22 protein-coding genes are annotated in these 24,851 nt (G+C 70.3%); 14 read left to right on the top strand and 8 right to left on the bottom strand.

The window, feature by feature from the left end; all coding sequences use genetic code 11:
- Positions 1 to 126: 126 nt before the first annotated feature.
- The gene (locus ACJ8AN_RS11945; RefSeq protein WP_407755423.1) at positions 127 to 1,710 is read right to left on the bottom strand and encodes a sigma 54-interacting transcriptional regulator; all 1,584 of its coding nucleotides are present in this window, start codon (positions 1,708 to 1,710) and stop codon (positions 127 to 129) included.
- Positions 1,711 to 1,722: 12 nt separating this feature from the next.
- Complete coding sequence (locus ACJ8AN_RS11950; RefSeq protein ID WP_407755424.1) at positions 1,723 to 2,568, bottom strand: MBL fold metallo-hydrolase; 846 nt, start codon at positions 2,566 to 2,568, stop codon at positions 1,723 to 1,725.
- Positions 2,569 to 2,852: 284 nt separating this feature from the next.
- Between ACJ8AN_RS11950 and ACJ8AN_RS11955 the strand changes: the two genes are divergently transcribed.
- The 8 genes from ACJ8AN_RS11955 (at position 2,853) to ACJ8AN_RS11990 (ending at position 7,760) form a co-directional block, all read left to right on the top strand.
- Entirely contained in the window at positions 2,853 to 3,452 is a 600-nt protein-coding gene (locus ACJ8AN_RS11955; RefSeq protein ID WP_407755425.1) for a hypothetical protein, read from the top strand.
- Positions 3,449 to 4,504, top strand: coding sequence for an SPFH domain-containing protein (locus ACJ8AN_RS11960; protein WP_407755426.1), 1,056 nt, complete (start codon positions 3,449 to 3,451; stop codon positions 4,502 to 4,504). Before ACJ8AN_RS11955 ends, ACJ8AN_RS11960 begins: the two co-directional genes overlap by 4 nt.
- A 5-nt stretch (positions 4,505 to 4,509) precedes the next feature.
- A complete protein-coding gene (locus ACJ8AN_RS11965) occupies positions 4,510 to 5,568 on the top strand; it encodes an SPFH domain-containing protein (protein ID WP_407755427.1) in 1,059 nt (352 codons plus the stop codon).
- A 232-nt stretch (positions 5,569 to 5,800) separates the two neighbouring features.
- Positions 5,801 to 5,977 (top strand): hypothetical protein, encoded by a 177-nt coding sequence (locus ACJ8AN_RS11970; RefSeq protein WP_407755428.1) that lies wholly within the window; start codon positions 5,801 to 5,803, stop codon positions 5,975 to 5,977.
- Between the two features lie 84 nt (positions 5,978 to 6,061).
- Positions 6,062 to 6,616: a MauE/DoxX family redox-associated membrane protein gene (locus ACJ8AN_RS11975; RefSeq protein WP_407755474.1), complete on the top strand. Its 555-nt coding sequence runs from the start codon at positions 6,062 to 6,064 to the stop codon at positions 6,614 to 6,616.
- A gap of 3 nt (positions 6,617 to 6,619) precedes the next feature.
- Positions 6,620 to 7,138, top strand: a complete 519-nt coding sequence (locus ACJ8AN_RS11980; RefSeq protein WP_407755429.1) for a TlpA family protein disulfide reductase — start codon at positions 6,620 to 6,622, stop codon at positions 7,136 to 7,138.
- Positions 7,135 to 7,260 (top strand): hypothetical protein, encoded by a 126-nt coding sequence (locus ACJ8AN_RS11985; RefSeq protein WP_407755430.1) that lies wholly within the window; start codon positions 7,135 to 7,137, stop codon positions 7,258 to 7,260. The genes ACJ8AN_RS11980 and ACJ8AN_RS11985 overlap by 4 nt, the downstream gene beginning before the upstream one ends.
- The gene (locus ACJ8AN_RS11990; protein WP_407755431.1) at positions 7,257 to 7,760 is read left to right on the top strand and encodes a S26 family signal peptidase; all 504 of its coding nucleotides are present in this window, start codon (positions 7,257 to 7,259) and stop codon (positions 7,758 to 7,760) included. Before ACJ8AN_RS11985 ends, ACJ8AN_RS11990 begins: the two co-directional genes overlap by 4 nt.
- Before the next feature lie 46 nt (positions 7,761 to 7,806).
- Here ACJ8AN_RS11990 and ACJ8AN_RS11995 read toward each other — a convergent pair whose 3' ends face one another.
- Genes ACJ8AN_RS11995 through ACJ8AN_RS12020 form a run of 6 tightly spaced genes read right to left on the bottom strand, consistent with a single transcriptional unit; the run spans position 7,807 to position 13,714 of the window.
- Complete coding sequence (locus ACJ8AN_RS11995) at positions 7,807 to 8,823, bottom strand: MlaD family protein (protein ID WP_407755432.1); 1,017 nt, start codon at positions 8,821 to 8,823, stop codon at positions 7,807 to 7,809.
- Positions 8,816 to 9,538, bottom strand: a complete 723-nt coding sequence (locus ACJ8AN_RS12000; RefSeq protein WP_407755433.1) for an ATP-binding cassette domain-containing protein — start codon at positions 9,536 to 9,538, stop codon at positions 8,816 to 8,818. Before ACJ8AN_RS12000 ends, ACJ8AN_RS11995 begins: the two co-directional genes overlap by 8 nt.
- Before the next feature lie 6 nt (positions 9,539 to 9,544).
- The gene (locus tag ACJ8AN_RS12005; RefSeq protein ID WP_407755434.1) at positions 9,545 to 10,288 is read right to left on the bottom strand and encodes an MlaE family ABC transporter permease; all 744 of its coding nucleotides are present in this window, start codon (positions 10,286 to 10,288) and stop codon (positions 9,545 to 9,547) included.
- A 13-nt stretch (positions 10,289 to 10,301) separates the two neighbouring features.
- Positions 10,302 to 11,078, bottom strand: coding sequence for an MlaE family ABC transporter permease (locus tag ACJ8AN_RS12010; RefSeq protein ID WP_407755435.1), 777 nt, complete (start codon positions 11,076 to 11,078; stop codon positions 10,302 to 10,304).
- Positions 11,075 to 11,773, bottom strand: a complete 699-nt coding sequence (locus ACJ8AN_RS12015) for an ABC transporter ATP-binding protein (RefSeq protein WP_407755436.1) — start codon at positions 11,771 to 11,773, stop codon at positions 11,075 to 11,077. The genes ACJ8AN_RS12010 and ACJ8AN_RS12015 overlap by 4 nt, the downstream gene beginning before the upstream one ends.
- Before the next feature lie 12 nt (positions 11,774 to 11,785).
- The gene (locus ACJ8AN_RS12020) at positions 11,786 to 13,714 is read right to left on the bottom strand and encodes a putative metal-binding motif-containing protein (RefSeq protein WP_407755437.1); all 1,929 of its coding nucleotides are present in this window, start codon (positions 13,712 to 13,714) and stop codon (positions 11,786 to 11,788) included.
- A gap of 175 nt (positions 13,715 to 13,889) precedes the next feature.
- Here ACJ8AN_RS12020 and ACJ8AN_RS12025 point away from each other — a divergent pair, with 175 nt between their 5' ends.
- From ACJ8AN_RS12025 to ACJ8AN_RS12050, 6 genes are all read left to right on the top strand, one after another.
- Positions 13,890 to 15,224 carry a TolC family protein gene (locus tag ACJ8AN_RS12025; RefSeq protein ID WP_407755438.1) on the top strand — a complete coding sequence of 445 codons (1,335 nt, stop codon included), beginning with the start codon at positions 13,890 to 13,892 and terminating at the stop codon, positions 15,222 to 15,224.
- 21 nt (positions 15,225 to 15,245) lie between these two features.
- Positions 15,246 to 16,439, top strand: a complete 1,194-nt coding sequence (locus tag ACJ8AN_RS12030; protein ID WP_407755475.1) for an efflux RND transporter periplasmic adaptor subunit — start codon at positions 15,246 to 15,248, stop codon at positions 16,437 to 16,439.
- Positions 16,436 to 19,570 carry an efflux RND transporter permease subunit gene (locus ACJ8AN_RS12035; RefSeq protein WP_407755439.1) on the top strand — a complete coding sequence of 1,045 codons (3,135 nt, stop codon included), beginning with the start codon at positions 16,436 to 16,438 and terminating at the stop codon, positions 19,568 to 19,570. Before ACJ8AN_RS12030 ends, ACJ8AN_RS12035 begins: the two co-directional genes overlap by 4 nt.
- A 136-nt stretch (positions 19,571 to 19,706) precedes the next feature.
- Positions 19,707 to 21,335 carry a DUF2330 domain-containing protein gene (locus tag ACJ8AN_RS12040; protein ID WP_407755440.1) on the top strand — a complete coding sequence of 543 codons (1,629 nt, stop codon included), beginning with the start codon at positions 19,707 to 19,709 and terminating at the stop codon, positions 21,333 to 21,335.
- A 65-nt stretch (positions 21,336 to 21,400) separates the two neighbouring features.
- Complete coding sequence (locus ACJ8AN_RS12045) at positions 21,401 to 23,506, top strand: hypothetical protein (RefSeq protein WP_407755441.1); 2,106 nt, start codon at positions 21,401 to 21,403, stop codon at positions 23,504 to 23,506.
- Positions 23,503 to 24,843 carry a hypothetical protein gene (locus ACJ8AN_RS12050; protein WP_407755442.1) on the top strand — a complete coding sequence of 447 codons (1,341 nt, stop codon included), beginning with the start codon at positions 23,503 to 23,505 and terminating at the stop codon, positions 24,841 to 24,843. Before ACJ8AN_RS12045 ends, ACJ8AN_RS12050 begins: the two co-directional genes overlap by 4 nt.
- The last annotated feature ends 8 nt before the right edge of the window (positions 24,844 to 24,851 follow it).

A 24,851-nucleotide genomic window follows, 5' to 3' on the forward strand; every position in this document is an offset into this window, starting at 1 on the left:
CGCGGGCCCTTCCGGCGAAAGCGAAAGACAGCTCGTAGTGGTGGCATCCCTCCCGTCCCCTCCTTGAGGGGTGAGGATGGGAGCGCGGGACGCCAAGGCAGGAGCGAGGGCGGGACCGCTCGTGCGCTACGACCCCTCGTCCGCGATGCCGTACTCCTTGAGCTTGCGGCCCAACGTGTTGCGGCCAATCTGCAGCACCTTGGCCGCCGCCGTCCGGTTGCCCTTCACCGAGTCCAGCACCCGTAGGATGTGCCGTTTCTCCACCTCGGCCAGCGGCAGCAGCTCCCCGGTGGGGCCCTCCACCGCCGCCGTGTCCCCGCTCCCGGCCGGGGCGGGCGCCTGGCCCACCACCTTGGGCAGCGGCAGGTGCTCCTCGAGGATATCTCCCTCGCTCAGCACCACCGCGCTCTCGATGCAGTTCTCCAGCTCGCGCACGTTGCCCGGCCACCGGTAGCGCTTGAGCCGCTCCAGCGCCCCCGGGCTCAGCCTCGGCGTCGCCAGCCGGTGCCGCTTCGCCGACGCCGCGATGAAGTGCCGCGTCAGCCGATCGATGTCCTCCCCACCGCGCTCTCGCAGCGGCGGCAGCACCAGCTCCACCACCTTGATCCGGTAGTACAGGTCCTCGCGGAACCGGTTCTCGGCCACCATCTTCGCCAGGTCGCGGTTCGTCGCCGCGACGATGCGCACGTCCACCTTGATCGTCTGCGTGCCGCCCACCCGCTCGAACTCGCGATCCTGCAGCACGCGCAGCAGCTTGCCCTGCACCGGCAGCGGCAGCTCGCCGATCTCGTCGATGAACACCGTGCCGCCATCGGCCGCCTCGAACTTGCCCGGCACCCGGTGGTCCGCCCCCGTGAAGGCTCCCTTCTCGTGGCCGAACAGCTCGTTCTCGATCAGCGACGCCGGCAGCGCCGCGCAGTCCACCTTCACGAAGGGCTTGTCGCGCCTCGGGCCGTTGACGTGCACCGCGCGGGCGAACAGCTCCTTGCCGCAGCCGCTCTCGCCGCGCAGCAGCACCGTGGCGTCCGTGGGCGCCGCCTTCTGGATGAGCCGGTAGATGACCTTGAGCGGCTCGGACTCGCCGATGATCCGGTTGAAGAAATAGCCCACCGGCGCCTGCGGCTGATCCTTCGCGCGCTGGAGCTCCTGGTAGAGGCTGGTGCTCTGGAGCGCCTGGCTCACCTGCACGGCGATGGCCATCAGCCGCTCCACGTCGTCGTCCGTGAAGCGCCCACCACCGCGCCGGTTGAGCACCTGCAGCACGCCGTACAGCGCTCCGCTCGAGTCGCGCAGCGGCACCGCCAGGATGGTGCTGGTGCGGTAGCCCGTCATCCGGTCGATGTCCGCGAAGAAGCGGCTCTCGCCCCGGGAGTCCGGCATGTTGACGGGCTCGCCGTGCTCGGCCACGTAGCCGGCCACGCCCTGGCCGAGCTTCACGCGGATCTGCGACACCTCGGGCAGGTGCGCCGCGCGCGAGAACAGCTCGCCTCGCGCCGCATCCAACAACCACAGCGTGCCCCGGTCCGCCTGCATCGTCACCGCGATGCGATCCATCAGCGTCTGGAGGAACGCGTCGAGATCGACCTCGCGGCCGACGAGTCCACCGATGGGCAGCAGCACCTGACTGACATCCGAGGAAGTGGCCATGACGGTGACGGGCAGGGGGGGAAGCTCGAAGCCCGAGGCAAGACTATCGCAGTGTGGGCCCATGCGCCCTCCCCATCACGCGCAGGCGGCCCCGAGGATGATCCGCTTGCCCTCGCGCGCCGGCTCGGTGGCGGCGAAGTGGTTGCGGGCCTCCTCGGCCATGTTCTCCACCAGGTCGTCGTTGTGCGCCGGATCATGGTGGAAGAGGAACAGCCGGCGCGCGTTCACCGCCGAGGCCACCTGCGCCGCGTCCACCATCGTCGAGTGCCCCCAGCCCTTCTTCGGAATGCCCTTCAGCCCGTTGTACTCGTCCGGGGTGTACTGCGCGTCCAGGCACAGCGCGTCCGCGCCCTCCATCCACCGCGCCCCGCGCGAATCCAGCGAGGCCAGGGAGATCTCCATGTCCGTGGCGTAGACGAAGGAGTGGCCGTCCGCCTCCACGCGGTAGGCCAGGCACCCCTGGGGATGCGGCGAGTCGAAGGGCGTCACGCGGAAGGGCCCCACCTCCACCGTGCGCCCGTGCAGCGCCGAGCCGAACGTCATCCGCGAGCGCATGGTGGACAGCGGCACCGGGAAGTTGGGCGGCTCCATCTGCTTGGACAGCACGGACTCGAGCGCCTGCGCGCCGTCCGTCCCCGGGCCGTACAGCGTCAGCTCCGTGTTGGGCAGGTAGCCCGGCGTGAAGAAGGGGAAGCCCTGCACATGGTCCCAGTGCAGGTGCGAGAAGAAGAGCGTCGCCTTCTGCGCGCCGCCCTCACGCATCATCGCCTCGCCGAGCGCGCGGATGCCCGTGCCCGCGTCGAGGATGAGCCGGTGCCCCTGGCTCACCACCTCCAGGCACGAGGTGTTGCCTCCGATGCGCGCCGCGTGCGACCCCGACACCGCGATGCTTCCCCGCACTCCGTAGAAACGCACTTCCATGGCTGCTCCTCCTCGAAGACCCTGGGGCGATCCGATCCGGTCCGCCCTTCATGCCTCCGGGTAGAGCAAGGACGTTGCCAACGTCAAATGGCTGGATTTGCTGGGAATCCAGGGCGCTACAGGAGCCGGTCCGCTCCATTCCGGCGCACCTGGATGGAGCGGCCGGTCCGATCCGGATCGCCGAGGGGAGCGCGAGGGGGGCCGGGCCATTGTGGGGGAATGGGCGCACATGGAAGACTCGCGGGGTCGCGGCCCTTGCCGCGGCATGGAGGGGGAACCCCAGCGTGTATCCCGATCGTTTCCGTCTGCCCGAGGTCGCCGCGCATGTGCTGGCGTGGCTCGAGCGGCGACGGCCCGGGTTCGGAGAGTGGGACGCCGAAGTGGAGGCACAGCTGTCGGCCGAGGCGCGGCTGGCCCTGGCGGACGTGTCCCGGCGATTCGCCGAGGTGGCGGTGGATCCCGGCTACTGGGAGCGCCTGGAGCGCAGCCTGTTCGCCGTGGTGCTGCCTCGCTACTTCCAGCTGGCGCGCGAGCACCACGCCCTGCAGCGCCGCAAGTATGGCCTGTGGCGCGGGGGGGATTTGATCTCGCGCGTGGCGTACACGGGGGCGGGCATCGCCACGACGGCGGTGATTTTCCTCACGCCGGTACCCGACTGGCTCGAGCCGCTGTCCTTCGTCTTCATCCTCTTCGGGCCCTTCCTGCCGGACATGCAGGAGTCCTTTCACGAGCGCCGCTACCGGGGGCAGCTCGCCACGCTGGTGAAGGACATGGGCGTGGAGCAGCGGCAGCTCGAGGCCTACCGGCCGCTGGACGAGTCCGAGCCCGAGCCCCTTTCGCCGTCCCTCGAGATGGTGTCGAGACATTCCAAGGAGAAGGTATGAGCAAGGCGGGAGATCAGATCCTCGCGGCGCTGAAGCAGCCCCGGACGCGGATATTCTGGCCCATCGGCATGGCGTTCTTCGTGGGCCTGTTCGCGTACAACGCGTGCACCGTCTACGTGCGGCCGGGCCAGCTGGGGGTGAAGCAGGTCATCCTCGGCGGCGAGAAGGGCATCCGGGACACGGTGTACGGACCGGGCCTGCACTGGGTGACGCCGGGCGCCGAGCGCATGCACCTGTTCGCCACGGACCTCCAGGTGCTGGAGATGGCGGACAACCCCGCCGAGGTGGGCGAGGGCGCGGAGCACCGCGTGGTGCGGGCCATCAAGATCCAGACGTCCGAGGGCTACACGGTGTCGGCGGACGTCACGGTGCTCTACCGCATCGAGAACCCGTACAAGGTCATTACCCAGATTGGCCCCGGGCGCCTGTACGAGGACTCGGCGGTGATTCCGCGCGCGGAGCAGGTGCTGCGGCGCACGCTGGGCGAGCTGGACTCGGACGACTTCTACAAGGGCGACCAGCGCGACAAGGCCATGGAGCAGGCGCAGAAGCTCCTGGTCACCGAGATGGAGCCCCGGGGCATCAAGGTGACGCACGTGCTGCTGCGCCAGTACCGCTACGACTCGCGCTACCAGCAGGCGATTGAACAGCGGAAGATCCAGGACCAGTCCGTCTTCAAGAACATGGCGGAGGCCGCGGCGGCGCAGGCCGAGGCGGAGAAGAACCGCATCATCGCCGAGGGCCAGGCCACGGTGCAGGTGGAGCTGGCGCGTGGAGACGCGGAGGTGGCCAAGCTGCGCTCGGGGGCGGAGCTGTACCGGCGCACCCAGGCGGCGCAGGGCGACCTGGTGGTGAAGCTGGCCCGGGCGAAGGGCACCGAACTGGAGAACGTGGCGCTGCGCGGCGCGGGCAGCGAGAACATGGTGGGCCTGAAGATGGCGGACGTGCTCGGAGGCACGCAGGTGATCATCGTGCCCACGGACGGCGAGGGCGGAGTGAACCCGTTGGACTTGAACGCGGCGCTCAAGCGCTTCGACGTGAAGGGGATGTGAGGCCCATGAAGCGCATGGACTTGAGGATGCTGGGGTTGCTCGTGCTGCTGGCGCTGCCGGTGGTGCAGGGCTGCGCGTGCCACTCGACGGACGCGAACGAGGTGGGCGTGCTCACGCGGAAGTTCACGCTGGTGGGCTCGCGGGGCGTGCAGACGGAGACGTACGCACCGGGCGCCACCTACTTCTTCTTCCCGCCGTTCTCCACGGACTGGACCACCTTCGAGACGAAGCTGCAGAACCTGCGCATGCAGGCCAAGGGCGCGGACGAGAAGGGGCGCACTGACGACATCGAGTTCAAGACGGTGGACGGCAACGACATCGCGGTGGACGTGACGGTGGCGTGGCGGATCGATCCCGCGCTGGCGCCGCACCTGGTGCAGAAGGTGGCGCGCTCGACGGAGGACGTGGAGAGCCGGCTGGTGCGGCCGGCGACGCGGGCGCTGGTGCGCGATGCGCTCAACGTGCTGCGCTCGGAGGACTTCTACACGGCGGACAAGCGCTTCGCGGCGGCGGAGAACGCGCGCAAGCTGCTGGATGACGCGCTCAAGCCCGAGGGCGTCATCGTGGAGCAGGTGATTCTGCAGGAGCACCGCTTCAACCCCGAGTACGAGAAGGTGATTCGGGAGAAGAAGCTGGCGGAGCAGATGGCGGAGAAGCTGAAGTCCGAGGCACAGGCGGCGGCGGAGGAGGCCAAGCGCAACCTGGAGTCCGCCAAGGGCACGGTGTCGCAGAAGATCGCCCAGGCGAACGGAGAGCTGGAGCAGGCGAAGCTGACGGCGGACGCGGAGCTGGTGCGGGCCAACAACGAGGCGACGGCGATCCTCAAGGAGGCCGAGGCGAAGTCGAAGGGCATCGCCAAGGAGAACGAGGCGATGGCCGGAGCGGGAGGCCGGACGATGGTGAAGCTGCGCATCGCCGAGGCGCTCCAGGGCAAGCAGATCCTCTTCATGCCCAGCGGGCACGGCGGGGCCTCGCTCCAGACGATGGACATGAACCAGATCCTCACCCGGTACTCGGCGAGCAAGGTCACGCAGAACGCGAGCGCCGCGAACAGCGGGCAGTGAGCCGGGGGCCCGGGCTACGGGGAGTTCGCGATCGACGGGTCGCCCGGGGCCTGGCAGAAGGCCGCGCATGAATCCTGTGCGCGGTATGCGGCAAACCCTGGCGTGAGGTGCGCTCGACACACTTCCGCTTCTCGTTTGTACGCAGTTGCAATTATTGACGGTGCGCGACGCGCCTGTGACTGTGCGTGCGCGCGAATAACCGGAATCTTCCGGAACGCGCGAGGAGAGTCACATGAAGCTCTTCCAGAAGATCAGCGACCGCATCCTGAGGCTGTTCCTGTCCGACGTTACCGCCGGTGCGTGCACGTACGAATACGGCTGCTGCTGCGGCACGGCTACCAGCATGAAGGTCATTGCCTGTAACGGCACCTGCGTCTACGGGTACTGCACCGAGTGTACGGACCTCTGATGAGTCACTGCTGAAGGCCATGGCTGGGCATGCCGCTCCGGTGTCTGGCCGTGGTTTACTCATGAGGAGGCTCCATTGAACGCCGTGGACATCGGGTGCCGGTGGGTGGTGGTGGTGGTGCTCGCGCTCGCCGCGCTGAGCAAGGCGTGGGGCCGCCGCCCTTTCGAGGACTTCATCCAGACGCTCGGGCTCTTCGGGTTTCCGCGCTCCTGGGCGGGCGCGCCGCTCGCGGCCGGGGTGATTGCCGCGGAGGTGCTGTCCGCGCTCCTGCTGCTGGTGGCTCCGCGGGAGGGAACTGTCGCGGCGCTGGTGCTGCTGGGCGGTTTCACCGTGGGCCTCGCGCGGGTGTGGCGCCGGGGAGACGCGGTGAGCTGCCGCTGCTTCGGCGCGAGCAACACCCCGGTAGGCGCGGCGCACCTGGTGCGCAACGGCCTGCTGCTCTCGGTCCTCGTCACGGGGGGCCTCGCACGCCAGGCCGGCGCGGCGGTACCCTCGCCCGAGTGGATGACGGTGCTGGCGGGCGTGTTCGGCGCGCTGGCCGGGGTTCTCGTCACCCGCTGGGATGACCTCCTGTTTCTGCTGGGAACTCCCCCCCCGGCCGTCAGCGCTCCGGCGGCCCTGAAGAAGTCGAGGCACTAGGCAATGACGCAGCTTCTCGTCGTGGTGGTGGGCGCCGTCGGGGCCCTGACCGTTGTGAACTTCCTGCTCTCGATGGCGCTCATCCGGCGCGTCCGGGTGCTCCAGGAACTGGTGGAGCAGACTCCCCGGCGTGACCCGTCCCTTCCCCAAATGGGAGCGGTCATCGGCTCCTTCCAGGCGACCACGTTGGAGGGGGAGCCGCTGTCGAACGAGACCCTGAAGCCGGGGGTGTCGCTGGTGGGCTTCTTCACCACCCACTGCAAGCCGTGCGCGGCGCTGCGCACGCAGCTGCTCGAGTCGCCGCCGGCGCTCCCCTTCGTGGCCTTCGTCGAGGGCAGCGTGGACGATCCCGAGGTGGGCGCGATGGCGGAGGCGCTCAAGCGCATCGCCCGGGTGGTTTACACCCAGAACAACGACGCGCTCCACCAGGCCTTCAAGCCGGCCGGCTATCCCACGCTCCTGCGCGTGGAGAACGGCGTCATCGCCGCCTCCGGCCACACACTGGCCGAAGTGCTGCCATGATCGGGGCGGGCGTGCACCGGGGCCTGTTCCGGGAAGCCCCGCGCACCGCCCGCGCGGCCGTGGCGGCCGGGGGCGAGTACGCGCGCCTGTTCACCTCGCGGGCCACGGAGGAAGCGGCATGAGTTGGGTTCTCGGGCTGGCGGTGGTTCTCCTCGTGGTGGGGTTCGCGCTCGCGCTCCACACGCGGCGCCGGTGGATGGTCGTGACGGTGGAGGGCAACAGCATGTCGCCCACGCTCCACCACGGGCAGCGGCTCCTCGCCCGGCGGGTGCGTCCTGGCCGCGCGGGTGACGCCGGTTTCTCGCGCTCGGACATCGTCGTCTTCGTCGTGCCACCCGAGAAGGTGGTGGCGGCGGAGAACCTCGTCCACCGCGTCAAGCGGGTCGCCGCCATCGCCGGGGACCCCGTGCCCGAGTGGGCGCGCCCGGCACTCGCCGCGGACGAGCACACCCGGGTGCCCCCCGGAAAGGTCGTGGTGTCTGGCGACAATGCCCGGAGCCAGGACTCCCGGCAGCTCGGCTACATCGACGTGGGCGCCATCATCGCCGTCGTGCGGGGCGACGCTCCTCGACAGGCGAGCAAGGTCACGCGGAACGCGAGCGCCTCGAACAGCGGGCAGTGAGCCAACGTCGACGTGGGTATTCCGGACGAGACGACGTCGCCACCCCTCACTCCTTCCAGAGCACCCTCCACGGGTGCTTGCGGAGATCGGACAGCAGGGCCCGGAGGTCCTCGTAGACCTGCTTGTCTTTCTGTAGGGCACCCACCGTGCCCTCTCCAGCTTCGATGCGCGTGAGCAGCCGGTCCGCCTTCGCCGCCATCTGGTCGAGCTTCTCGCCCGCCGCCGTGTAGCGCTCCAGCGCCAGCTTCAGCCGCTCGCCATCCTTCGCGTCGAGCCCGCTCGTCATCATCGACAGCCCGGTGAGCGACTTCGACGCCGAGTCGGTGATGCCGGGCAGCTCCCGCTTCATCAGCGCCGCCGTCTCCGCCGCGTCCCCGAGCAACTGCGCCCCTTTGCCTCCGGGCTGCATCGACTCGCGCGCGACCTTCGCCAGCGCCCGCAGATCCTTCGACGCCGCGGTCAGCTCCACCGTCAGCGTCTTGATGTCGCCCCGGTTCTCGTTCAGCACGCCGTCCAGCGTTCCCGTCAGCCGGGACACGTTGCTCGCCAGCTTCCGGAGGCCCTCGGGATCCTCCACGAGCGCGCCGCTCGCCACGTCCAGGAAGGCCGAGAGCTGCTGCGCCACCAGATCCAACCTCGGCGCGTCGATGCCTCGCACCGTGGCCCCGGAGGAGGGCAGGGGAGGCGCGGACGCCGAGCCCGGGTTCAGCTCCAGGTACGGCTCGCCCAGCGGACCCACCGTGGCCACCGTCACCCGCGTGTCCTCGCGCAGCGCCGACAGCGCCTCGGGCTTCACCGAGAGCCCCATCCGCACCGGCAACGGCTGGCCCTTCGCGTCCCTCCGGTCCGGCTCCAGCTCGATCTGCTCCACCCGGCCCACCACCACGCCGCCCAGCTTCACCGGCGCGCCCTTCACCACGTTGCCCGTGTGGCTGAAGTCCACCGAGAGCACCGTGTCGCGGCCCACCCGCAGCTCGCCCATCAGCCACAGCAGCCCGAGCACCCCCGCCAGCGCCGCGAGCACCAGCCCGCCCACCTTCATCTCCAAGCGACGCTCATCCATCCGATGCGGCCTCCAGAAAGGGCGCTGTCAGGGCCCGCAGCTCCGGCTCGGAGGATGCCAGGAATGCCTCGGGTGTGCCCAGGAAGGCGCAGCGCCCCCCTCCCACCACCAGCACCCGGTCCGCCAGCGTCCGCAGCAGCCGGTAGTCGTGGGACACCACCAGTGCCCCCAGTCCTCGCGCCTTCACCGACGCGAGCACCTCCTCCACGTGCCCCGCCGCCTTCCGGTCCAGCCCCGTGGTGGGCTCGTCCAGCAGCAGGTACTCGGGCCGCAGCACCAGCGCCCGGGCGATCGCCGCCCGCTTCTTCGCCCCGGGCCCCAGCTCGGTGGGCAGGCGATCAGCCGCCGTCTCCAGGCCCACCTGCGCCAGCGCCTCGTGCACCGCGTCCGGCGAGAGGCCCGGAGCCGCCATCGCCACGTTCTCCCGCAGCGTCCGCCAGTCCAGCAGCGCCGGGCCCTGCACGAGGTAGGGGGCGCGACGGCGCAGGGCTCGCAGGGAGCGCTCGGGCAGCGTGTCCACCCGCTCGCCGAAGAGCTCCACCTGGCCCGCCTCCGGCCGCAGCAGTCCCACCGCCAGCCGGCACAGCACGCTCTTGCCCGCGCCACTCGCTCCGGCCACGAAGGTCAGCTCGCGCGTGGACAGCTCGGCGCTCAGCCCCGCCAGCACTCGCCGGCCGGACTCGAAGGTCACCGCCACGTCCGAGAAGCGCAGCATCCCCGCTCACACCCCCAGCGCCTGGAAGCCGAGCGCTATCACGAAGTCGATCAGCAGGCAGCCGAAGCACGCCGCCACCACCCCGCGCGTGGTGGCCTCGCCCACCGCCTCGGCGCCTCCGCGCGCGGACAGGCCCGCCACCGCCGCCGCCAGCGGAATGTACAGGCCGCAGCCCGCTCCCTTCGCCAGCCCGGCCAGCAGATCCCACCCGTCCACGTACCGCGCGTCCATGAAGGCAGTGCCGTCCACCCCGAACACCCAGCTCGCCGTGGCCACCGCCGACAGCGTCGCGGCCATCGTCCCCACCACGCACAACAGCGGCACGCCGAGCAGCCCCGCCACCACCCTCGGCGCCACGAGGTCCGCGTACGGATCCCCCGCCGACATCTCCAGCGCCTCCACCTGCTCGTTCACGCTCATGGTGGACAGCTCGGCACTGTGGCTCGCGCCCGCGCGCGCCGCCGCGAGCAGCGCCGACACCACCGGGCCGAACTCGCGTACCAGCAGCTCGAAGTAGGGCGGGCCCACCACCGACAAGTTCCCCGTCACCTTGCGCGCCTGGCTGTCCGCGAACGTCACCAGCACCGCCCCGAAGAAGGCCATCCCCGACGCCACCAGCCACGTGCTGCGCGCTCCCAGCTCGTGCAGCTGATTCACGCACTCGCGCCAGGAGACGCCATCGCGCACGCTCGCCCGCACCGTGCGCGCGAGCATCAACGTCGGGGCTCCGAGGAAGGCGAGGGGGTTCATGCGCGAGGCCCCATCATGTCAGCCACTTCGCCAGCGTGGTGGTGAGCACGAAGTCCAGCAGGAAGATGGCCGCGCAGCCCAGCACCACCGCGCCCGCGGCCGCCTGGCCCACCGCCCTCGCGCCTCCCCGCGCCCGCAGCCCCACCGCCGTGGACACCAGCGCGATCGCCAGCCCGAAGGCGCTCGCCTTCACGATGCCGCCCAGGAGGTCCGTCACGTGCAGCATGTGCTCGAAGCTGTCGAAGAAGGCGCGCACCGGCAGCCCCAGCGTGAAGAAGGCCGCGATCGACTCGAAGAGCACCGCCACCAGGAAGGTGAGGGCGGACAGGCCCGTCATGCTCGCCCCCATCGCCACCACCCGCGGGGCCACCAGCACCGCGAACGGATCCAACCCGATGCCCCGCAGGCCCTCGAGCTGCCCGCCCACCTGCATCGTCGCCAGCTCCGCCGCGTTGCGCGCCCCCAGCCTCGCCGCCATCACCAGCCCCAGCAGCAGCGGGCCGAACTCCCACAGCACCGCGTAGCCCGCCGCCCACCCGAGCACCCCTCGCGCTCCGAAGCGCTGCACGTACAGCGACGTCTGCACCACCACCGTCGCCCCCGTCAGTGCCCCCGTCGCCAGCGCCAGCGGCAGCGAGCCCCAGCCGAACTCCTCCAGGCTTCGCAGCAACTCGCGGCGCTCCATCCGCGCCAGCCCCAGCACCGTCCTCGCCAGCACCAGCGCCAGGGCTCCCACGCCCCGCACCGCGCCCAGCGTCTCCTGCCCGAGCCACCCGAGTGCCGCGCTCACGCGAGCGCCTCGTCCGTCATCGTCTCCACCTCGGGAGCCGGTGGGCCGTCGTACAGCAGCTCCCCGTCCCGCAGGTACAGCCAGCGCGAGAGCGGCAGCTCCGGCGGCACCTCGTGCGAGGCGAGAATCAGGGAGCCGCTCCCGGCCACCTCCAGCAGCACCCGCGCCACCTGCCGCGCCGTGCCTGGATCCAACCCCGCGAAAGGGTCATCCGCCAGCAGCACCGAGGGCCTCGCCGCCAGCGCCCGCGCGATGCCGGCCCGCTTGCGCATGCCTCCAGACAGCCGCTCGGGCAGCGCGTCCGCCGCTTCCGTGAGGCCCACCGCGCGCAACACCTCGTCCGCTCGAGCCTCCGCCTCGTCGCGAGGCACGCGCCGGCGCTCGAGCGGCAGCAGCACGTTGCGGCGCACCGTCATGGAGTCGAAGAGGGCATCCGTCTGGAACACCATGCCGAATGCCGCCTGCCGCGCGCGCTTCTCCGCGGGCGCCATCCGGGCCACGTCCTCGCCATTCCAGAGGACGTGTCCGCTGGACGGTGTCACCAGCCCCGCGAGCGCCTTGAAGAGCGTCGTCTTGCCCGCGCCCGAGCGTCCCAGCATGAGCACGCGGCTGCCGGGTGGAAGCGTGCAGCTCACGTCCCGGAGGACGGGCCTCTCGCCTCGCCGCACCGACAGCCTGTCCGCGCGCAGCTCCATGTCACTCCGGGCTCAGGGCAGGCCCCACTGCACCACCGTGCCGCCCTGTCCCACGGCCCACTGCTCCCGGGGGCCGATGGCGTCGAGCGACAGGAGCGCCTGCGCCTGCGGGAAGGGCTCGCTCCAGGCCGTACCGTCGAAGTGGTGCAGGTACGCGCCCGTCTTGTTGGAGAGCACGAAGACGGCCTTGGTATCGAAGGCGACCACGTCCAGCAGCTCGAGGCTCTCCGTGCCGTTGGGGGCGGGCAGCTTGCTCCACGCCCCCTCGAGCCGCTCGAGCAGCAGGCCGCCATTGCCCACGGCGTAGGCCTGGCCTCCGCCCACCACGTACACGGCGTTCAACGCGCCCGAGCCCGCCTCCGCCGGCAGGGCCTCGCGCACCCAGCGACCCGAGGCCGTGTCGAGACGGAAGACGCGCGGCGGGCCGTCAGCGCCTCCCGGCTGGTAGCTCTCGGCGCCCACGGTGAACAGCGAGTCCGGCCCCAGGCCGTGCACGCTCCGCAGCCTCGCCGGCAGCTGCTGCATCACCACCGGCTCCGAGGGCACCGCCTGCGCGTCCGGCCACTCCCAGCGCACCACGTGGCCGCTGCTCGTCACCGCGTACACCGTGGTGACGCCGTTGCGCTCGAAGCCCACCATGCCGGTGACGGTGCTCGACACGCCCGCCGCGGTGCCCACGTCGCAGCCCGCGCCCGAGGTGGTGGCGAGCTTGCCTCGCGACGAGCCGAGGAAGACGCGCCCATCGCTCGGCCTCGCCCAGGCGGCCGTCCAGTCATCTCCCGTGCCGCAGGCCGTGACGTCCGTCTCCGTGGAGCCGTCCACCCGCGCGAGCCGGCCGCCCGCTCCCGCGAGCCACGCCTTGCCCTGCGCGTACGTCGTCACCACGCCCCACGCCGAGCCCCCGCCCACCGTCCGTGCCCTCCAGTGGTTCGCGAGGCAGAAGAGGTCCTCGTCCACGCTGCCGTTGCAGTCGTTGTCCAGCCAGTCGCACGCTTCGGCGCCGCCGATGAAGCGCGAGCCGTCGTCGCAGTCGTCCGGCGTGGACTTCGCCCCCACAGGCGGCTCGCAGGAGAGCGCCGAGAGCGTGCCGGCCCGCCCGTCCCCGTCCGCGTCCACGTACCACGCCATGGGGGACTGCACGCTGTCGCACCGGGCTCCCTTCGTGTCCGCCGAGCACACCCAGCTGCCCGCGCAGCCGAGCTCCGTCTTGCACACGAGGCCCACCTTGAAGTCGTCGTCCACCTTGCCGTCGCAGTCGTCGTCCCGGCCGTCGCAGCTCAGCTCGGGCTGGCCCGGGTGCACGGTGGCGTCCCCATCCGCGCAGTCCCCGGCCTCCTGCACCGAGCCCGCGGGCGCCACGCAGGCCCGCACCGTCTGGCTCGCGTTGCCGTACCCATCACCGTCCGTGTCCGTGTACCAGACGCGCTTGTCGGTGGCGTCCGACTCGTCCCCGGAGCAGTTGCTGTCCTTGCCGTCGCACGTCTCCAGGGCGCCGGGGTGCACCGTGGCATCCGAGTCGTCGCAGTCCGTGCCCTTGCCCGCGCTCGCCGAGACGAAGCCATCCTCGTCCAGGTCCTCCGCGCGCAGGTCCAGGTACACCTCCCGGGTGCCCGTCTCGGGCACCTGCACCAGCTGCGCGCTCGTGGCCACCTCCGGCCCCGTGCACGAGCCCTCGCGCGCGCTCGCCGTCACCCGCAGCTCCCGGCCCCAGTCCGCCTTGCGGAACACCGCCACCGTCTTCGTGGCGCTGTGCCGCTCCTCCACCGTGAGCTCCTGCGTCTCGGTGTGGCTCTCGTCCGCCATGTCCAGTGCCGTCACCGTCAGGCACCCGGGGCGGAACGTCGCGTAGAAGATTTCCACACGCAGGGCACCCGCGCCCGCGTCCGAGTTCGCGCAGCCCGCCACCGCCCACATTCCCACTGCCAGCAGGAATAAACGCATCGCTTACGCATTCCCGGGCGCGCCGCGCCCGACGTGAAAAGTCCCTGTCTGTCTCCCCATTAGCCCGAGGCGCGACGTACCGTCCAGACAGGTGCCTTCCCATGGCCGTGCTCGCCTGGGTCCTGTATATCCGCCTGCCGTCCTCCCCCCCGGATCGTCCCCCTCCCGTTCTCCCATGCCTTTGTTCCGATCCGCCGTTGTCGTCCCCGTGTGTGCCTGGCTCGCCTTATGTGTGTCCGAGGCCCATGCGCAGGAGAAGCAGCCCTCGCGGGAGCCGCTGACGCTGGAGCGAGCGGTGTCGCTGGCGGCCGAGCACAACGAGACCGCGCTGTCGGCCCAGGCGCGTGCCGAGGCGGCCGGGGCCCGCGTGGACAAGGCCCGTGCCTTCTTCCTCCCGAGGCTCACCCTCAACGGCACCTACACCCGGCGCCTGCGCGAGGCGACGCGGGAGCAGGATGGGCAGACGGTGGTCACCCAGCGCTTCAATGCCCTGGGGGGCAGTGCCATCGCGCGCATCACGCTCTTCGACGCGCGCGGCTTTCCGCTCTACGAGGCGGCGAAGCGGGACAAGGAGGCGACGGCGCTGGACGCGGTGGAGACGCGCCGGCAGGTGGCCTTCCAGGCGGCCAATGCCTTCCTCTCCGCGCTGGGCCTGCAGCAGGTGTCGGAGGCCGCCGAGCGCCGGCTCGCCTATGCCCGGCAGTCGCTCGAGGAAGCGCAAGCCCGGGCCCGGGCGGGACTGGCCAGCACCAATGACGTGACGCGTGCGCGGTTGGACGTGGCCACGGCGGAGGCCCAGCTCGCCAGCGCGGTGGGGGACGCCCAGGAGAGCCGCCTGGAGCTGGGCTACCTGGTGGTGGTGCCCGTGGAGGGCCCGCTGGCCGCGCCCGAGACGCTGCTCGGTGAGGCCTCCCGTCCGGTGGACTCCTTCGCCGGGCTGGCCGACAAGGCGTTGGAGCGCCGCCCGGACATCCTTTCCGCCAGGCTGCGGGTGGAGCAGCAGCGGGCGCTCGCGCGCGAGCCCCTGGCCCGGCTCTTCCCCTCGCTGTCCGCCTCCGCGCAGGGCACCGCCACCAACGAGGCCGGCTTCGCCACCACCAGCAACTTCAACGGCTTCTTCACGGTGGATCTGACGTGGACGCTCTTCGATGGCGGCGAGCGCTATGCCGATCGCCACGAGCGGCTCGCCCTGACGCGGGCCCTGGAGCTGGACGCGACGGCGCGGGTGCGGCGGGTGGACGTGGCGGTGGAGCGCGCGCACGTGTCGCTGCGCACCGCCCAGGCCGCCTTGAGCCAGAGCCAGGTGGCTGTGGAGGCCGCCCGCCAGAACGCGGAGGAGACGAGCATCCTCTATCGCCAGGGGATTGCCACGTCGCTGGCGTTGAGCGATGCGCAGGTGAGGCAGTTCGAGTCCGAGGTGGCGCTTGCCCGGGCTCGGTATGCATTGGGGTTCGCGCTGCTGGAGCTGCGGGCCGCTGTCGGACTCGATCCGCTGGGGAAGGAGCCGTAAGTGAAGACGCGAGTGGTGACGATGGCACTGGGCGCCGCGCTCGCCCTGGGGACGGGGTGTGGCAAGGAGGCGGGGGGAAGCGCTCCGGCGGGCAAGGGGGGCCCGGGTGCTCCAGCGGCGCAGGGTGGGGGAGGCAAGGGCGCGGGCCGCGGGCCGGCCCAGTTCCCGGTGGAGGTGGCGCCGGTGGAGGCGCGGGACGTGGAGTACGTCGTCTCCGCGGTGGGCTCGGTGGAGGCCTTCGAGCAGGTGCAGATCACCGCGCGCGTGGCGGGCGCGGTGGAGCGGGTGCGCTTCATGGAAGGGCAGGCGGTGACGAAGGGCGACGTGCTCGCGGAGATCGAGCCCACGCGCTACAGCATCGCGGTGCGCTCGGCGCAGGCGGCGCTGGAGAAGGCCGAGGCGGCGAAGGCCGAGGCGCAGGCGTCGGCGGGCCGGCGCGAGGCGGCCAACGAGGTGAAGCCGGGCCTGCTGCCGGCCGAGCAGCTCGACAGCGCCACGGCCCGGGCACGCACCGCCGCGGCGGACGCGAGCGCGGCGAAGGCGGCGTTGGATCAGGCCGAGCTGAACCTGCGGGACGCGTACGTGAAGGCGCCGATGGACGGGGTGCTGCAGACGCGCACGGTGCAGACGGGGCAGTACGTGCAGCCGGGCACGGTGCTGGCGACGCTGCTGCGCAAGGAGCCGCTGCTGCTGCGCTTCACGGTGGCCGAGGCGGACGTGGGCCGGATGAAGCCGGGCATGCCGGCGCGCTTCACGGTGCGCTCGGATGGGCGGACGTACACGGGCCGCATCCGCTACGTGGCGGACGCGGCGGAGCCGGCGAGCCGCATGGTGAAGGTGACGGCCGAGGTGGGAGGCCCCGAGGCGAAGGTGCTGCGGCCGGGGGCGTTCGCCACGGTGACGGTGCCGGTGGGGGCGGCGCAGGGCGCGCCGGTGATTCCCCAGACGTCGGTGCGCCCCAGCGAGCGCGGCTTCCTGGCCTTCGTGGTGCAGGACGGCAAGGCGCGCGAGCGCGTGGTGGAGCTCGGCCTGCGCACGGCGGACGGGCTCGTGGAGGTGCGCGAGGGGTTGAAGCCCGGCGAGCAGCTGGTGGTGCGCGGGGGCGAGGCCCTCAAGGACGGCGTCGCGGTGCGCATCGCCGAGGGCGCGAAGACCTCGTTCACCGGAGAGCCGCGCCGCGACGTGGATGGCGGTAACGGAGGCGCCGCGCGATGAACATCACCGAGGTGTGCATCAAGAAGCCCGTCTTCGCCTGGATGCTGATGGCGGCCACCATCGTCTTCGGACTGGTGGCGGCGCAGCGCATCGGCATCAGCCAGTTCCCGGACGTGGACTACCCCGTCATCAGCGTCAACGTGTCGTGGGAGGGCGCGTCGCCGGAGGCGGTGGAGAGCGACATCATCGAGCCCATCGAGGAAGCGGTGATGCAGGTGGAGGGCGTCAAGGCCGTCACCTCGAAGGCGAGCCAGGGCGGCGGCAACATCTCGGTGGAGTTGGACCTCAAGATCGACGTGAACCAGGCCCTCCAGGACGTGCAGTCCAAGGTGAGCCAGGTGCAGAACCGCCTGCCGCGGGACATTGATCCGCCGGTCATCTCCAAGAGCAACCCGGAGGATCAGCCCATCATCCAGGTGGGCGTGTCCGGGCCCTTCTCGCGGCAGTTCATCTCCGACTTCTCCCGCTACCGGTTGAAGGAGGTGCTGCAGACGGTGCCGGGCGTGGGCGAGGTGACGATGGGCGGCTCGCTGGAGCGCAACGTGCGCATCTGGGTGGACGCGCAGAAGCTGGACGCGCGCGGGCTGACCGTGACGGACCTGACCAACGCGCTGCGCGCCCAGCACGTGGAGCTGCCCGCGGGCCGCATCGAGACCGAGGGCCGTGAAATCAACGTCCGCGTCATGGGCGAGGCCCTGGACCTGGAGACGCTGCGCCACCTGGTGTTGCGCGAGGGCGATGGCGCTCCCGTGTACCTGTCGGACGTGGCGCTGGTGGAGGACGGCTTCGAGGACGAGCGCCGCATCGCCCGGGTGGACGGACAGCCCGCGCAGGGGCTCGGCATCCGCAAGCAGCGTGGCGCCAACGCGGTGGCCGTGGCCCAGGGCGTGCGCGCCAAGCTCGCCGAGGTGCAGAAGGACGCGCCCGAGGGACTGGAGGTGGGCATCAACTTCGACTCCACCCAGTTCATCGAGGAGAGCGTTCACGAAATCGAGTTCGAGCTGCTGCTGGCCTGCATCCTGACGGCACTGGTGTGCTGGGCCTTCCTCGGCTCGCTCTCCAGTACGGTGAACGTGATCCTGGCCATCCCCATGTCGCTGTTGGGCACGGTGGCGGTCATCAACGCCCTGGGCTTCACGCTCAACACCTTCACCCTGCTGGGCCTCTCACTCGCCGTGGGCATCGTGGTGGATGACGCCATCATGGTGATGGAGAACATCTTCCGGCACGCGGAGGAGGGGAAGGATCGGGTGCGCGCGGCGCGCGAGGGCACGAGCGAAATCACCTTCGCGGCCCTGGCGGCCACGCTGGCGGTGGTGGCCATCTTCATCCCCGTGGTCTTCATGCCGGGCGTCATCGGCCGGTTCTTCCTCCAGTTCGGCGTGACGCTGTGCGTGGCGGTGGCGCTGTCCTACGTGGAGGCCATCACCCTGGCGCCGGCGCGTTGCGCGCAGCTGCTCAAGACGGGCCGCGAGGGCCGCAGCAAGGTGGGCATCGTCGTCGACCGCGCCTTCACCTGGCTGGAGCACCGCTACGGCAAGGTGCTGGCGAAGGGGCTGAAGCGGCCCTGGTGGGTGCTCGCGGGCGCGGTGGTGCTGCTGGCGCTCTCCGGCTTCGCCTTCAAGAGCCTGTCGAGTGAGTTCGTGCCCTCGCAGGACCAGGGCCGCGTGATGATCCGCATGCAGACGGCGGTGGGCAGCACGGTGGACGAGACGAACCGGCTCTTCCTGCGGGCCGAGGAGTACCTGCGCCACCGGCCCGAGGTGAACCGCATCTTCGCGGTGGTGGGCGGCGGCGGCAGCGGGGTGAACGGCGGCATGCTCTTCGTCACGCTCGTGCCGCAGGAGCAGCGCATGCCCATGTCCGAGTTCAACCAGGTCATCCGCAAGGAGCTGAACTCATACCCGGGCCTGCGCGCGGTGGTGATGGACCTGTCGCAGAGCGGTTTCACCGCCTCGCGCGGCTTCCCGGTGGAGTTCAGCGTGCGCGGCTCGGACTGGGAGCGGCTCATCGAGGCCAGCACGGACCTGCGCGACAAGCTCCAGGCGAGCGGCAAGGTGGTGGACGTGGACACGGACTACCAGCTCGGCATGCCAGAGCTGCGGATTACCCCGGACCGCGCGCGCGCGGCGGACCTGGGCGTGTCCATGGAGTCGGTGGGCACCACCCTCAACGCCCTCGTGGGCGGGGTGCGCGTGGGCAAGTACAGCACCGGCGGGCGCCGCATCGACGTGCGCATGCGTCTGCTCAAGGATCAGCGCTCGCGGCCGGAGGACCTGTCGACCCTCAAGGTCCGCACCGGCTCCGGCGAGCTGGTACCGCTCTCCTCGCTGGTGGCGCAGGAGGAGCGCCCGGCGCTCCAGGCCATCACCCGCAAGGACCGCGAGCGCGCCATCAGCATCTTCGCCAACGTGGCCCCCGGCCACACCCAGCAGGAGGCGCTGGAGGCCGTGCAGCAACTGGCCAAGGAGTTGCCCGGTAGCACCCGCGTGGTGTTCGGCGGCTCGAGCGTGGCCTTCCAGGAGTCCATGAGCAGCCTCGTGTTCGCCCTCTTCCTGGGCATCGTCGTGGCGTACATGGTGCTGGGCGCGCAGTTCAACTCGTTCCTCCACCCGGTGACGGTGCTCACCATCCTCCCGCTGTCGGTGGCGGGAGCGGCCTTCGCCATGTGGGGCACGGGCACGACGCTCAACATCTTCAGCATGATCGGCCTGCTGCTGCTGATGGGCATTGTGAAGAAGAACTCCATCATCCTGGTGGACTACGCGCTGCAGCAGCGCGAGCAGGGCGCGGACGCGGTGGAGGCCATGCAGCGGGCCGGCCCGGTGCGCCTGCGGCCCATCCTCATGACCTCGCTGGCCACGATGATGGCGGCGGTGCCCGCGGCGCTGTCGCTCGGCGCCGGCAGCGAGACGCGCGCCCCCATGTCCGTGGCGGTGCTCGGCGGCCTCTCCATCTCCACCGTGCTCAGCCTCCTGGTGGTGCCCGCCTTCTACGTGGTGGCGGACCGGGTGAAGTCGCGGCTGGGGCGGAGGTTGCGCTCGAGTGGCTCGGATGAGCACGGCCCGGGCCCGGGGGGCGAGGGCGCCGCCGTGGCCGAGGGCGAGAAGCCCCGGCTCGCCGGAAGCTGACGCCATGGTTTTCACGCGGGCTCCTCGTGGATTTCTGAGGGGCCCGCGGGGGCCGGGGCCCGTGATGTCGCGGGTTTGACACCCGGCCAGCCGCTTGCAATGCACTCCTCGTTTCTTCACTCCCGAGGGGGTCTGCATGCGTCACGCGGTGGTGTTCGGCGCGCTTCTGGCGGTAGGGCTGCTGTCGGCGCCCAGGGCCGAGGCGTGCGGTGGTTTCTTCTGTTCCCAGGTGCCCATCGATCAGGCCGGAGAGCGCATCGTCTTCGGTGTCTCCGGCAACTCGGTCGAGGCCCACATCCAGATTCAGTACAAGGGCGCGGCGGAGAAGTTCGCCTGGGTGGTGCCGATGCAGGCGAAGCCCACGCTCGCGGTGGGCTCGGCGCGGCTCTTCACGTACCTGGATCAGGTGACGCAGCCGCGGTTCTCGCTGCAGTGGGACGACTCGTGCCAGGGGTGGTTCGGCGGGGGGATTCCGGTGAGCGCGCCGGAGTACGACAACGCGGGTCCGCCCTCGGGTGGGGCGGACGGGGGCGTTTCGGTGGTGTCGCGCGAGGACGTGGGGCCCTATGACGCGGCCATCCTCACCGCGAGCGACGCGGTGGCGCTGCGCACCTGGCTCACCACCAACGGCTACGACATCCCCGAGGCGGCCGGCAAGGCGCTCGAGCCCTACGTGGGCAACGGCTACTACTTCGTGGCCCTCAAGCTGCAGCAGAACAAGGCGGTGGGGGACCTGCTGCCCATCGTGGTGAAGTTCGAGGGCAACCGGCCCTGCGTGCCCATCCGGCTCACCGCCATCGCCGCGCAGCCGGACATGCCCATCGTCGCGTACGTGCTGGCGGACAAGCGCGCGGTGCCGATGAACTACCGGCACGTGCTCATCAACCCCACGAAGGTGAACTGGCTGTCGGGTGGCACCAACTACCCGCAGGTGGCGTCGGCGGCGGTGGACGAGGCCGGTGGCCGTGCCTTCCTCACCGAGTACGCCGGCAGCGCCGGGAGCTTCGCGCTCAACTTCGCGCAGATGAACAGCAGCTTCAACACGGCGGCGCTCGCGAGCATCCCGCACCCGGTGGACTTCTTCAGCGCGATGATGTCCCAGGGCTTCCAGGGCGACACCACGATCCTGTCCCTGATGCGCAAGTACGTCCCCATGCCGCGATCGCTCGTGCAGCAGGGCGTGCAGGAGACGGTGTTCTACAACTCCATCTGGAGCTACCGGTACGCGATCGACTCGGATCCGGGGCGGCCGCCGTTCGACGCGCAGGGCTTCGCGCAGGAGCTGGAGACGCAGGTGGTGCAGCCGGTGAAGGGAGCGGTGACGCTGCTCGAGTCGCACCCGTACCTCACGCGCCTGTACACCACCATGTCCGCCGAGGAGATGACGGAGGATCCGGACTTCGACTTCAACACGCAGGCGCCGGACGTCTCCAACGCCTTCACCGCCAAGGCCCACTTCGAGTCCTGCCAGGATGACTTCAGCAAGCGCGAGGTGCGCATCGAGCTGCCGGACGGGCGCTTCTTCATCATGAAGTTCAACCAGCCCATCAACCAGGGTCCGAATGCCGAGCGCGTGGAGCAGTACAGCACCGAGGGCGCTCCGGCCGTCGTGCAGGACAACAGCCCCGTCATCCTGGGAGTGATTCGGGACCTGGGCGGTGGATTGACGAGCGAGGCGTGCGGCTGCGGAGCGACGGACACGGGCTCGGCCGCGGTGCTGGCGCTGCTGCTCGGCGCGTGGGGCCTGCGCCGCCGCCGGAGCTGAGGCGAAGCGAGGTGGGAGGAAGGGAAGGGCCTGTTAGCATGAGGGCCCTTCCATTGGAGAGGCGGATGGCTTCCACATTGCGGATGCTGCTGGCGGCCGCGCTGCTGACGAGCGGCTGCGTCACGCTGGCTCCGCAATCCGGCGGGAGCGACTCCGAGGGCCCGCGCGCCCGCACGACGTTGCGACAGACGGCGGCCAGTACGCCCCCATTTGGGGCACTCTCCGCTCTCGCAGTGGCCAGCGCGGGGCGTGTCACCCAGGGCCCCGCCACCTGCGGAGGTGAGGCCGTGCCTCCGGGCTGGCCCGACTTCTCCTCCGGAGATAGGGAGGCACTCCTCGCTCCCTTTCTCACCTGCAACTCGCCCGCGGAATTCCTCGCGCTGCAGGAGCGCGTGGACATGCCCCGGCTGGTGGAGGTGTTGGATGACTGGCGCGCCGTGCGGCTCGGTGCGCAGGGGCCACCGCGCGAGGAGGCCGCCCGCCTCCTCAATCGCAAGCGCGTCTCCTTCCTCGTGGATGCCACCGAGCGATACGGGGCTGCCAGAGCCCAGGTGTTTTCTCTCTACATCGTCGACTCGGCCCATGACGATGACCTGAGAGAGATTCTCTACCTGTTGGCCCAGGACAAGCGGCTCGAGGAAATGCTCGCGCTCCTGCCCGCCTTCCAGTCCGCGTTGGAGAAGAGGGGCCTGAAACCCACGGCCCGTCCGGACCGGGACTTCGAAATGAGAGACCTGGGCCGAGGCCTCGCCCGAGCTGGCCGCGACGCGCTCTCCAGCTCTCCGCTGAGCGACGGAGCGACAGGACTCGACTTCTCCGCCATACCAGGCGGGCTGCCGCCGGACTACCAGGAGGCCCTCGACGAGGCGGAGAAGAGGGGCGTGGAGCAGCACTTCTCGGCGGGCAACGTGGCGCTGGGGAGCTTCGACCACCTCACCTTCGGCGTGCCCCTGGGCTTCTACGACCTGCTGGCCGGGACGGGCCATGGGGCGTACGCGCTGGCGCAGGGTAGGTACGAGCAGGCCACGCGCGAGCTGGCGCCCGCGGCACTGCTGGTGGCCCTCTACGTGGGTGGCAAGGGCGTGCGCTACCTCGCCGAGGCCCGAGGTTCACCGGGACCGGGTATGGTGATGGAGTTGCGCCTACGGGCCCTCGAGGATACAGCGCGGCGCTTGGAAGGGCGTCTGGGTGTGGGCGGTCTGCGGGAGCTGGCCCGGTACCTCCAGGCCAGCCGGGAGGCGGGCCGCTTCGTTGCCGTGGGCGGGCCGGACGCCGCGATGGCGCTGTACGAGGCCCGGGGAGATGTGGCCAGGGCGAGGCCGCTGCTGTCCCGGGTCAGACCCGGGGCCACGGGCTCCTACGAGGCACGCGGCGTGGAGCGCCCTGGCGGTCTGGCCTCACTGGTGGACGAGGGAGTCGGCCACACGCGCGAGGTGGTGCAAGCAAGACTCGCGGCGGCGGAGCTCGAGTCCTCGGGCTCGCGCCTGTCCAGGGACGTGCGTGTGCTGGAGAAGCAGCGTCCCTCCCTCGATGCCCCGCCGTCCGAGGCCCGGGGAAACCCACGCTGGCGCGAGTACGTCGACTACTACGAGAAGCGCCTCGGCGAGGTGACGCAGGGCACAGCCGCCGAGGGCCCCCTGCGGTGGGAGGCCTACGAGCAGATGCGGGGGTGGTTCGCTCGGGGTTTGGCCTTCGAGCGCACCATGGTGATGCTGCTGGAGGCCGACGCGCAACTGCCCCGCGCGCAGCGCCGCTTCCTAGGGGACTTCGACAAGCCCCGCATTGAAACTCAGGTGGGCGTGAGGAAGCCGGGCCTCGGCCTGCGCTATGCGGATATGCTCGTCATCGAAGAGGGCGAGCTCGGCGGGCGGCCACGGCGCGTGGAGACGTTCAGCTTCAAGAGCCGCGACCTCTCGGGGCTAGGGAGAGACGCTTTGACGGCGCAAATCATTGAGGACGCGAGCGAGGCACTGAGACATTACGGTGAGAGGCTGGACATCCGCCGAACCTCCCTCCAGTCCCTTCTTCCGGGGGGCAGTGAGGTGCAGGTTCCGAGGGTACGTCTCATCTACGAGGGGGGCGAACTCAAGCCAACGAAAGCAAATATTTTGAAAGCAGCCGTGGACGCAGCCGCAGATGCAGTTCCGGGGGTGGAGGTGTCGTTCCAATGAAGGTGCTGGAGTTTGCCGACTTGGGGGAAGAGGACAGCCTCCTGATTACCTTCACGGGTGCTTTCAATCCGAACGCGGATCGGGAAGGTGAGCTAGCGCCCCTTCTCCAAGCGCTTGAAAATTGCGCGGGCGAGTGGATGCCGGACGTCGTTAGTGGCAAGCGAAAGCGGAAGTACTCCCGCGCAGCCCTCTTAACGGCCCTGGAGGAGCGGAGTAGCGAACGGTATACCCACAGCGGGTTTTATCGCACGAAGTGGCCTGCGTTGGATATGTCGCTCGGACTCAGGTTCCCACCTCTGCCGCCAGAACTGGATGTCTTTATGCGCGTGAAGCCGCTGTCCTTTTTCTCGGAGGCGGAGCGCTGCAGGAGACTCGTAGACATGGTGCGTGCCTGGGCCTCACGCTACCCGGTTCCCCATGCCGTAGCCCACAGCGGTGACGACATGGAGTTGGCGGGCTTCCCCGACTTTGGCCGCGACGACAAGACTCGACGCAGAGACGGTTTCGACAAAATCTATGAAGTGTGCTGGCTCAACGTCTTCGGCCCCAAACTGGTGGAGACCGTGGGCCGCGAGCGCATGCTGTCCACTCCAGCCCACCGTGTGGAGGAGTTGCCCAACGGCTCCGTCCTCCTGGTGACGTGGCCCACCGTGGCGGATTTCGCGAGCAAGGAGGCACGGCTCGCGCAAGCCCGCGCCCACGCCCACCTCCGACCGGACCTCGATTTCGACACCGTGCTGCGCACCTTGCAGGAGCGCAGCGCCGCGCTCGCCCCTGTGGAGCCCCGCCTCCCCCAGGATCTGGCACCGCTCCTCTCTCGTGTGGTGGACCGCGCCGCCAGTCATGAGCGCCAGCGGAGGATTGCCGAACTCAACGCTTGGCGACCGCCAGAGCCCGAGGAGTGGCGCCCCGCCGACTCCGCCCTGCCTCCGGACGTAGAGGACCAGGAACGTGCTTGCGAGCATTACGGCACCCTCGCCGAGCACCTCGTGGCACTGCTGCACACCGAGGTTCCCTCCGTCTTCGAGGCGACGCCCGAGTCGCTCACGGACGCCGACTTCTACTTCTGGCGCGAGGAATTCCCGACGAGCCGCATGCGGGAAGCTATCGACGAGCACGCGGTGCCCGCCATTGGCGCGTACCTGGGCGAAGTGCTGGTGCGCAACCTGGGCGGCAGGTGGATTCCGCGCCAGAAGCTCATGGAAGCACAGGTGCTCGTAGGCAATCGCGTGTGGTTTCCCTTTGCCCGGGCCCACCACTACATGCGCTCGTGCCAAGCGCTGCTGGACTACTCCCTCACCCAGCTCTATCGCGTGGCCGAGCGGCACCGGGGCTGAAATCCGGT

The organism is Archangium sp. (genome assembly GCF_045802675.1).
GTDB lineage: Bacteria > Myxococcota > Myxococcia > Myxococcales > Myxococcaceae > Archangium.

Coding starts and splice junctions, on each gene's coding strand:
- ACJ8AN_RS11950 (WP_407755424.1), bottom strand. CDS start 2,568: ATGGAAGTGCGTTTCTACGGAGTGCGGGGAAGCATCGCGGTGTCGGGG.
- ACJ8AN_RS11985 (WP_407755430.1), top strand. CDS start 7,135: ATGATCGGGGCGGGCGTGCACCGGGGCCTGTTCCGGGAAGCCCCGCGC.
- ACJ8AN_RS12025 (WP_407755438.1), top strand. CDS start 13,890: ATGCCTTTGTTCCGATCCGCCGTTGTCGTCCCCGTGTGTGCCTGGCTC.
- ACJ8AN_RS11980 (WP_407755429.1), top strand. CDS start 6,620: ATGACGCAGCTTCTCGTCGTGGTGGTGGGCGCCGTCGGGGCCCTGACC.
- ACJ8AN_RS11970 (WP_407755428.1), top strand. CDS start 5,801: ATGAAGCTCTTCCAGAAGATCAGCGACCGCATCCTGAGGCTGTTCCTG.
- ACJ8AN_RS12050 (WP_407755442.1), top strand. CDS start 23,503: ATGAAGGTGCTGGAGTTTGCCGACTTGGGGGAAGAGGACAGCCTCCTG.
- ACJ8AN_RS12040 (WP_407755440.1), top strand. CDS start 19,707: ATGCGTCACGCGGTGGTGTTCGGCGCGCTTCTGGCGGTAGGGCTGCTG.
- ACJ8AN_RS12005 (WP_407755434.1), bottom strand. CDS start 10,288: ATGAACCCCCTCGCCTTCCTCGGAGCCCCGACGTTGATGCTCGCGCGC.
- ACJ8AN_RS11990 (WP_407755431.1), top strand. CDS start 7,257: ATGAGTTGGGTTCTCGGGCTGGCGGTGGTTCTCCTCGTGGTGGGGTTC.
- ACJ8AN_RS11960 (WP_407755426.1), top strand. CDS start 3,449: ATGAGCAAGGCGGGAGATCAGATCCTCGCGGCGCTGAAGCAGCCCCGG.
- ACJ8AN_RS11965 (WP_407755427.1), top strand. CDS start 4,510: ATGAAGCGCATGGACTTGAGGATGCTGGGGTTGCTCGTGCTGCTGGCG.
- ACJ8AN_RS12015 (WP_407755436.1), bottom strand. CDS start 11,773: ATGGAGCTGCGCGCGGACAGGCTGTCGGTGCGGCGAGGCGAGAGGCCC.
- ACJ8AN_RS11945 (WP_407755423.1), bottom strand. CDS start 1,710: ATGGGCCCACACTGCGATAGTCTTGCCTCGGGCTTCGAGCTTCCCCCC.
- ACJ8AN_RS11995 (WP_407755432.1), bottom strand. CDS start 8,823: ATGGATGAGCGTCGCTTGGAGATGAAGGTGGGCGGGCTGGTGCTCGCG.
- ACJ8AN_RS12030 (WP_407755475.1), top strand. CDS start 15,246: ATGGCACTGGGCGCCGCGCTCGCCCTGGGGACGGGGTGTGGCAAGGAG.
- ACJ8AN_RS12045 (WP_407755441.1), top strand. CDS start 21,401: ATGGCTTCCACATTGCGGATGCTGCTGGCGGCCGCGCTGCTGACGAGC.
- ACJ8AN_RS12000 (WP_407755433.1), bottom strand. CDS start 9,538: ATGCTGCGCTTCTCGGACGTGGCGGTGACCTTCGAGTCCGGCCGGCGA.
- ACJ8AN_RS12035 (WP_407755439.1), top strand. CDS start 16,436: ATGAACATCACCGAGGTGTGCATCAAGAAGCCCGTCTTCGCCTGGATG.
- ACJ8AN_RS12020 (WP_407755437.1), bottom strand. CDS start 13,714: ATGCGTTTATTCCTGCTGGCAGTGGGAATGTGGGCGGTGGCGGGCTGC.